The 6,649-nt window shown below is 32.1% G+C and carries 9 protein-coding genes; 7 read left to right on the top strand and 2 right to left on the bottom strand.

The genetic code is table 11. The annotated features are described in order from the left end of the window. Positions 1 to 550 precede the first annotated feature (550 nt). The 4 genes from ACTG3V_RS14685 to ACTG3V_RS14670 are packed head-to-tail and all read left to right on the top strand — an operon-like array spanning position 551 to position 2,150. Positions 551 to 1,309, top strand: coding sequence for a hypothetical protein (locus ACTG3V_RS14685; RefSeq protein ID WP_439132927.1), 759 nt, complete (start codon positions 551 to 553; stop codon positions 1,307 to 1,309). Next, positions 1,309 to 1,737 carry a DUF5675 family protein gene (locus ACTG3V_RS14680; RefSeq protein ID WP_439132926.1) on the top strand — a complete coding sequence of 143 codons (429 nt, stop codon included), beginning with the start codon at positions 1,309 to 1,311 and terminating at the stop codon, positions 1,735 to 1,737. Before ACTG3V_RS14685 ends, ACTG3V_RS14680 begins: the two co-directional genes overlap by 1 nt. A gap of 12 nt (positions 1,738 to 1,749) precedes the next feature. After that, positions 1,750 to 1,980 carry a hypothetical protein gene (locus ACTG3V_RS14675; protein ID WP_439132925.1) on the top strand — a complete coding sequence of 77 codons (231 nt, stop codon included), beginning with the start codon at positions 1,750 to 1,752 and terminating at the stop codon, positions 1,978 to 1,980. After that, complete coding sequence (locus tag ACTG3V_RS14670; protein ID WP_439132924.1) at positions 1,977 to 2,150, top strand: hypothetical protein; 174 nt, start codon at positions 1,977 to 1,979, stop codon at positions 2,148 to 2,150. The genes ACTG3V_RS14675 and ACTG3V_RS14670 overlap by 4 nt, the downstream gene beginning before the upstream one ends. 113 nt (positions 2,151 to 2,263) lie before the next feature. Here ACTG3V_RS14670 and ACTG3V_RS14665 read toward each other — a convergent pair whose 3' ends face one another. Beyond that, positions 2,264 to 2,614 carry a DUF2493 domain-containing protein gene (locus tag ACTG3V_RS14665; RefSeq protein ID WP_439132923.1) on the bottom strand — a complete coding sequence of 117 codons (351 nt, stop codon included), beginning with the start codon at positions 2,612 to 2,614 and terminating at the stop codon, positions 2,264 to 2,266. A gap of 154 nt (positions 2,615 to 2,768) precedes the next feature. Next, positions 2,769 to 3,218: a DUF6943 family protein gene (locus ACTG3V_RS14660; protein ID WP_439132922.1), complete on the bottom strand. Its 450-nt coding sequence runs from the start codon at positions 3,216 to 3,218 to the stop codon at positions 2,769 to 2,771. Positions 3,219 to 3,691: 473 nt separating this feature from the next. Here ACTG3V_RS14660 and ACTG3V_RS14655 point away from each other — a divergent pair, with 473 nt between their 5' ends. From ACTG3V_RS14655 to ACTG3V_RS14645, 3 genes are read left to right on the top strand one after another with little or no spacing between them, the layout of a single operon-like run. Further along, on the top strand, positions 3,692 to 3,910 hold the full coding sequence (locus tag ACTG3V_RS14655) for a helix-turn-helix domain-containing protein (protein ID WP_242179409.1): 219 nt from the start codon (positions 3,692 to 3,694) through the stop codon (positions 3,908 to 3,910). After that, the gene (locus tag ACTG3V_RS14650; RefSeq protein WP_439132921.1) at positions 3,897 to 4,232 is read left to right on the top strand and encodes a HipA N-terminal domain-containing protein; all 336 of its coding nucleotides are present in this window, start codon (positions 3,897 to 3,899) and stop codon (positions 4,230 to 4,232) included. The genes ACTG3V_RS14655 and ACTG3V_RS14650 overlap by 14 nt, the downstream gene beginning before the upstream one ends. After that, a complete protein-coding gene (locus ACTG3V_RS14645) occupies positions 4,225 to 5,166 on the top strand; it encodes a HipA domain-containing protein (RefSeq protein ID WP_439132920.1) in 942 nt (313 codons plus the stop codon). Before ACTG3V_RS14650 ends, ACTG3V_RS14645 begins: the two co-directional genes overlap by 8 nt. The last annotated feature ends 1,483 nt before the right edge of the window (positions 5,167 to 6,649 follow it).

Genomic DNA, 6,649 nt, shown 5'->3' with positions numbered 1-6,649 from the left:
ATATAAAACAACAATAATATATGATAGTTTTTACTATCATTAAAAGCAATAACTTAACTTAAAGACAGTTTTTACTAACAAATAATAATTACACAATACTAAAAATTGAACTAGTTAAAGAAATATACATAACTAAATATTAGACAATAAATCAAGTTTAATTGATGATTAAGTGAGCCACTTGTTCATATTTTATGCCTGTGTACTCACAAAACTCATCAATGGTTAGGAACTCTTTTGTGGTTTTGTTAAGCTCTGTTTTGATTTTGTGTACAAATCTAACACTTTGACGATAACTTTTACCAGTAATGATCTGAACGTCTTTTGGATAGATGCACACTCTTTGCATCTCTTTTTTCATATACTATCTATGCTTTTGCTATGGTGTAACGCTACCTCATCAATATACTGATTTTTAGTGAACTTACCCTAACTATTTATGACACTGAACGTCATTTATTCCATTGGATGACATCTGGAACTGCTCCTCCTTTTTTTATTGATTAAAAGCTCTAATATTTGAGTGTATAATCATTAAAAATTAGAAATTATGGCAAGACAAAAAGGAATTATTAAACTAAAAGGTACTATAGGAGATATTACTTTTTACAAAACAAAAGATGGTCATTTGGCTAGAGAAAAAGGAGGTATTGATGCAAAACGAATTGCAACTGATCCTGCGTTTCAAAGAACTCGTGAAAATGGTTCTGAATTTGGACGCGCAGGAAAAGCCGGTAAAGTATTAAGAGTTGCTTTACGTTTGCTTTTATTAAACGCATCTGACAATAGAGTGGTGAGTCGATTGCATCAATCTATGGTGAAAGTAATTCAAGCGGACACTGTTAGTGAGCGTGGATTACGAAATGTTATTGATGGAGAAGCAGAATTATTGACTGGATTTGAGTTCAATATCAATGGAAAACTAGGCACTAGTTTGTTTGCTGCTTATACATCAACAATTGATCGTGTTGCAGGAACATTGGATATTGATATTCCATCATTTATTCCTAGTAATATGATTGCAGCTCCTGGAGGAACTACTCACTTTAAAGTAATTTCTGGTGGGGCAGAAATTGATTTTGAAAATGAGGTATCAGTCGTTGAATCTTCTGAAACTGCAATTTTACCTTGGGATGCCAATGCTACTGCAGCGATTAATTTGAGTAATGCAGTCACTGCAAACAGTACACATCCATTATTTTTAGCACTGGGAGTTGAATTTTACCAAGAAGTCAATGGAAATATGTATCCGTTGAAAAATGGTGCATACAATGCACTTTCTTTGGTAAAAGTTGATGGAGGTGTATAATGATCTTCGTTTTACATAGAACCTATTTTCCTGAAGGTACACAAGGAATGCTACTTTTGGATGGACAGTTTATTTGCTACACGATTGAACTACCTTGGATTCAAAATAAACGAAACATTTCTTGTGTTCCTGAAGGTTTATATACTTTACAAAAAAGATACAGCTCTAAATTCAAGTATCATTTGCATTTGAAAAATGTTATTGGTAGAAGCTTGATTTTAATTCATCCAGCCAATGATGCTAAAAAAGAATTAGAAGGCTGTATTGCACCCGTAAGTTATCATACAGGAATAGGAAAAGGAAATTCGTCAAGAAAAGCATTCCATAAATTAACAAGTTTAGCTTTACCAGCACTTGCTAAAAATACACCCGTGCAATTGCGAATTACCTCTTCCCTCTCCTATTTTAAAAGTCAATATTACAATTAAAAATATTTTATCATGAACATTCAAGAACGTGCAAAAGCACCTACACCTAAATTCTTCAAAGTTTTAAGAACCATTGGTTTGTCCTTATTAGCGGTTAGTGGAAGTCTTTTGGCTGCACCCATTGCATTACCAGCTGCAGTAGTTACAGTGGCAGGATATGTTGCTGTTGTTGGAGGCGTTATTTCAGCAGTCAGTCAAGTTACAGTTGAAGACTCTAAAGCAAAAAAAGATCAAGGACCATGAACAGCAACATCCAATTAAAAATAGGAACTGCCTCTGGTACTCTGTTAAGTATTAGTCCAGGAATATTTACACAAGATATTGTAAAAACTATTATTTTAGCAATGATTGGAGCTACCGTAAGTTTTATGGTTTCCTATTTCTTAAAAAAGATTACTAAGCGTAAAAGATAAATTCAGTTTTGATGTGGTAACCTTTACTGAATAGATCCTGTGAGATCCTGAAATAAATTCAGGACAAGCTTCAGGAAATTAAAGTCCGATCATTTGATTGGACTTTTTTTCATTTAATCCATTACAACTTTGACTCTTAATCCCTTTTGATTTGCTAATCGAATCATATTTTGAGTACCTCTACTCTTTCCATCCCAAAAAGCTATTAACGCATCCGAAAATATTGCCATTTTATTATTTCTGATGGGTCCTTCAGCTTTCCCGAATTTATTCCATTCTGCAGGAAATTTTATTAGGTTGAAACCTTTTTCATATGCATACTGCATTCCTAATTTGTCAGCTCCTTTATAATGACACCCAGATACAATTTCAATATTTTTTTGATCCTGGAGGAATTGGTCGCATTCTTTTTTTAATTTTTGATAATCTGAAAAGTTTCTACTTCCGGCTATTATTACTTTCATATGTTGGTTTTATTTCTTTTCATTTTTTCTTGATAAAAAACGAAACAAAAAATCAAGACTTACTTTTATTTTACTTGAATTCTACTTTTTATTCCATTTTCGAACCCAGACCGCAAGCTTTTTGGGTTCTCTGAATTCCATAAAAATTGAATTTCTACAAAAAATAAAATAGGTCGTTTGGGAATGACATTTTGCTGTTTATGATCTTAGTAAAGCGATTTTTAGCTTTGAAATAGTTGACAATTGTTGTTGCAAATTTTCTTCGAAAGCTGTTATTTTTTTTGAGTTTTTCAACTTTCATTTGACATTGCTGCGCTTCGTAATTTTGCAGTGCTATATTGATTACTTTTTTAGCATCTGAGATGCCTATAAAAGGAATCACAGAACCTTTTAAATAATAAGCAAAGAATTGCCCTACCTTTAAGGATAAGCACAGGTAATACAGGGATTCTCTTTCTGCTCTTGTGGTTGTGGTAATTACAAAGCAATTTGGGCAAGGTTTATCTAGCGGTTTTCCGCTATTTAGCCCTTTGTTAAGTATGAAAAAATGAGGTTTTGTGTACGTGCGCCCTGGTTGGTGCGTCTTGATCTGAAAAGTTGACATGGGTATCCAATTTAAAATTATGCTTCGCTGCGCTTCGCACATAATTTTTTTGGAACTAAAAAGAGATATGCCTATATAAAAGTGCCTTGGATAGGCTGTCAAGGTTTTTGAATAAAAGTTTTGTTATACAAATGTTGATTTAAAAAGAAAAATGCTATTAAAAAAAGTTTTATTTAAAACCCGAAGGGCTTGACCTTTATAGCCTTTTAGCGTTGGATGAAGTGAGGCACTTATATTTGCTATCTTTTTTTATTTTATTCTACTTCTAAAGTGTAAAAATTAAGAGTAGCATTTACCTCTATATGAAAAACGAAGGTAATTTTAGTTAAAATTTACCCTTGTTCTTATTAATTTGATCCTTTTTGACATAAATATTATATTTAAAAGCATATAAAACATTATTATTCAACTATATTATATCTAAAAACATATAAATTAGTATATTTGCTTATATTTATATTTAAAAGCATATAATGAAACTATTATCAGAGTTTGTAAAAAAACGCAGAAAAGAAGTACATCTTACCCAAGAAGAGTTTGCAGAACGTGCAGGTGTAGCTTTAACAGTAGTGCGTAAAATAGAACAAGGAAAAACCAATTTGAACTTAGAAAAAGTGAATTTGGTTTTGGCAATGTTTGGTCATGAATTGGCACCTGTAGAAAGAAAAAACATAGACGATGAGACAAGGTAAGGTATATTATAAGGACACACTTGCAGGTAACATTATAGAAACTGCAGAAGGAGATTATGTTTTTACTTATGATATTACTTATGTAACCCAATACCCTAAGCAATTTATAACGTTTAGTATGCCTGTAAGAACTGAACCATATATTTCTGATCGATTGTTTCCTTTTTTTGAAGGATTGATACCAGAAGGATGGCTATTAGATATAGCTACTAAAAATTGGAAAATAAAAGCCAATGACAGAATGGGGTTATTGTTAGCCTGTTGTCAAAATTGTATTGGAGCCGTTAGTGTTGTACCTATAAAAGAAAATGATGATGTCTAAAAAAAACTGTTTGTATTGTTACAAAACATTGACTACTGAAGCTGATTTTCATGAAAAATGTGCCTTAGAATTCTTTGGAACCAAAGAAGTACCAAAGATTCCCTATAGTCTTGAAGACATGGGAACTTTAGCTAAAAATGTAGTAGAAAGAAGTATTGCAGTACCAGGAGTGCAACCCAAACTATCCATGTCTTTAGTAAAAGGTTCTGAAACTAAAGACACACCAAGACTTACAGTCGTTGGTGCTTTGGGAGGACATTATATTTTTAAACCACCTACGCCACAATTTAGAGAAATGCCCGAAAATGAGCATTTGACGATGCGTATTGCTGAGGCTTTTGGTTTAAACACTGTACCTTCTAGTTTGATACGACTTGCTTCTGGAGAACTTGCCTATATTACCAAAAGAATTGATAGAACTACTGAAGGAGAAAAAATACATATGTTGGATCTATTTCAAGTTACAGAAGCCTATGATAAATACAAAGGCTCAATGGAAAAAGTGGGTAAAGCCATTGGTCAATATTCTACGAATACTTTACTTGATAAAATCTTCTTTTTTGAATTGAGTTTATTCAGTTTTTTAACAGGTAATAATGACATGCACTTAAAGAACTTTTCTTTGATAGAAAGTGTTTCTGGATGGATTTTGGCACCTGCATATGATTTGTTAAACGTTAGCATTGTTTTACCAGAAGACACAGAAGAATTAGCGCTTACCCTATCAGGAAAAAAAAGAAAGCTACAAAAGGAACACTTTGAAAAACTAGGACAACTTTTAGCTTTAACAGACAAACAAATTAAAGGTGTTTTTAAAAGAATGTTGAAAAATAAAACGAAAGCATTACAACTCATAAACGATTCTTTTTTATCAGATGAAATGAAAACAGCTTATAAAACTGTTTTAGAAAATAGATATCAAAAAATAGTATAATACAACCTAACTTTCAGGGGAAAAGTGCGTAGGTGGAGGTAATTAGTGATGTTGTAAGAATACCATTTAAAGCATATAATGTTACTCCTCTTTCATTTTAATTTGCCAATATTAGCGTTAAAAATACTCGACTTAAAACAATTATGCCTCTGTTTTTTATCTTAATCTTGGCAAATTAATTCTAAAATACTTCCTAAAATTATATGCTTTAACTGGTATGTGGAAAAAATAAATAAAGGGTATTTTAATTAAAATTGCTTTACGGCTGCACACGGTATAGTTAGCACTAGTGCTACTCTACGCTCATTTGCACGTAAAGTGGAAAAAATACTCTTTTTTTATGCGCGGTGTTGAGGTGGTTGAATGGAATGAGAGAAAGGAAACCGAAGTTGCTGGATGCAAGGAAGCATTGAGGTGTCTTGAAAGAATGGAATGAAACTACCACAGACACATGGCAAACATTGCTAATTGCTGTAACCTACACCTAAACAACGCGACAAGCTGGCCTCTTCACTAAAACAGTCTACTAGACTGTTTCTTAACGTTCGATCCGGTGGGGAAAGTGGACTAAAATCTATTGCTTAGCGAAATGAAACAAACAAATACCTGAGATAAATGGAATACTCTTTTTATTCTTTTCATTTTTCCTTGATGAAAAACGAAACAAAAAATCAAGACTCACTTTTCTTTTTTTTGAATTTTACTTTCTATTCCACTAACGAATCCAGACCGCAAGCTCTTTGGATTCTTGCCGTTTCATAAAAATTAAATTCTTACAAAAAACAAAATAGGTCAGGTTAGATTGTAACTACACTTTATAATTTTACGATGTGAATTTTAATCTATAAATACTCTCATCCAGAATTTTATGGTGATTGGGTTGTTCGTTCGTTTTTTAATAAAAATCTATTGCTTAGCGAAATGAAACAAACAAATACTTGAGATAAGGAACACTTGGACTTAGCGATGGTTTTGTGCAGCTTGAATGAGATAAGTAATAGATTTTACTTACGGATTTCAGCTTTGAAAGAAAGGATTTACGTTTTATGTTTTTTGAATTATATCACTATTTATATATAAATCTAAAATAATATTGAAAGCACCTATCTGAGCGTTGGAAAGCGGCTATTTAGTTCACGACTTTTTTATTTTTACGGGAGTTCATGAATAGCGGCGAATTAGATTTGGAAGTACAGATTTAAGCCGCGTGCGCCGCTATTTTACATAATGGCGTTATAGGGCAGAAAGTGAATGAATGTACCTATAACTGCGCATTATGTAACTTAGCTTTGAAGAATTTTGTGTTTTGAGGAAATAATAACCGATAAAGAACTATATGATCTTTATTAAAAAAAATGCTTTATAGAGTTCATGGTCTTTTTAATTATTGAATTTCTACATTCTAAGGTTTAGGAAACTTGATCCATTTTTTTTTATTATTTATACATTTATTAATTAAAAAATTATTTCAAACTTTTAATCA

Origin of the sequence: Polaribacter sp. (assembly GCF_965660385.1) — a bacterium.
Taxonomy (GTDB): domain Bacteria; phylum Bacteroidota; class Bacteroidia; order Flavobacteriales; family Flavobacteriaceae; genus Polaribacter.
Note: the sequence above shows the minus strand (reverse complement) of the source record. Positions and strands in the feature narration are given on the sequence as shown.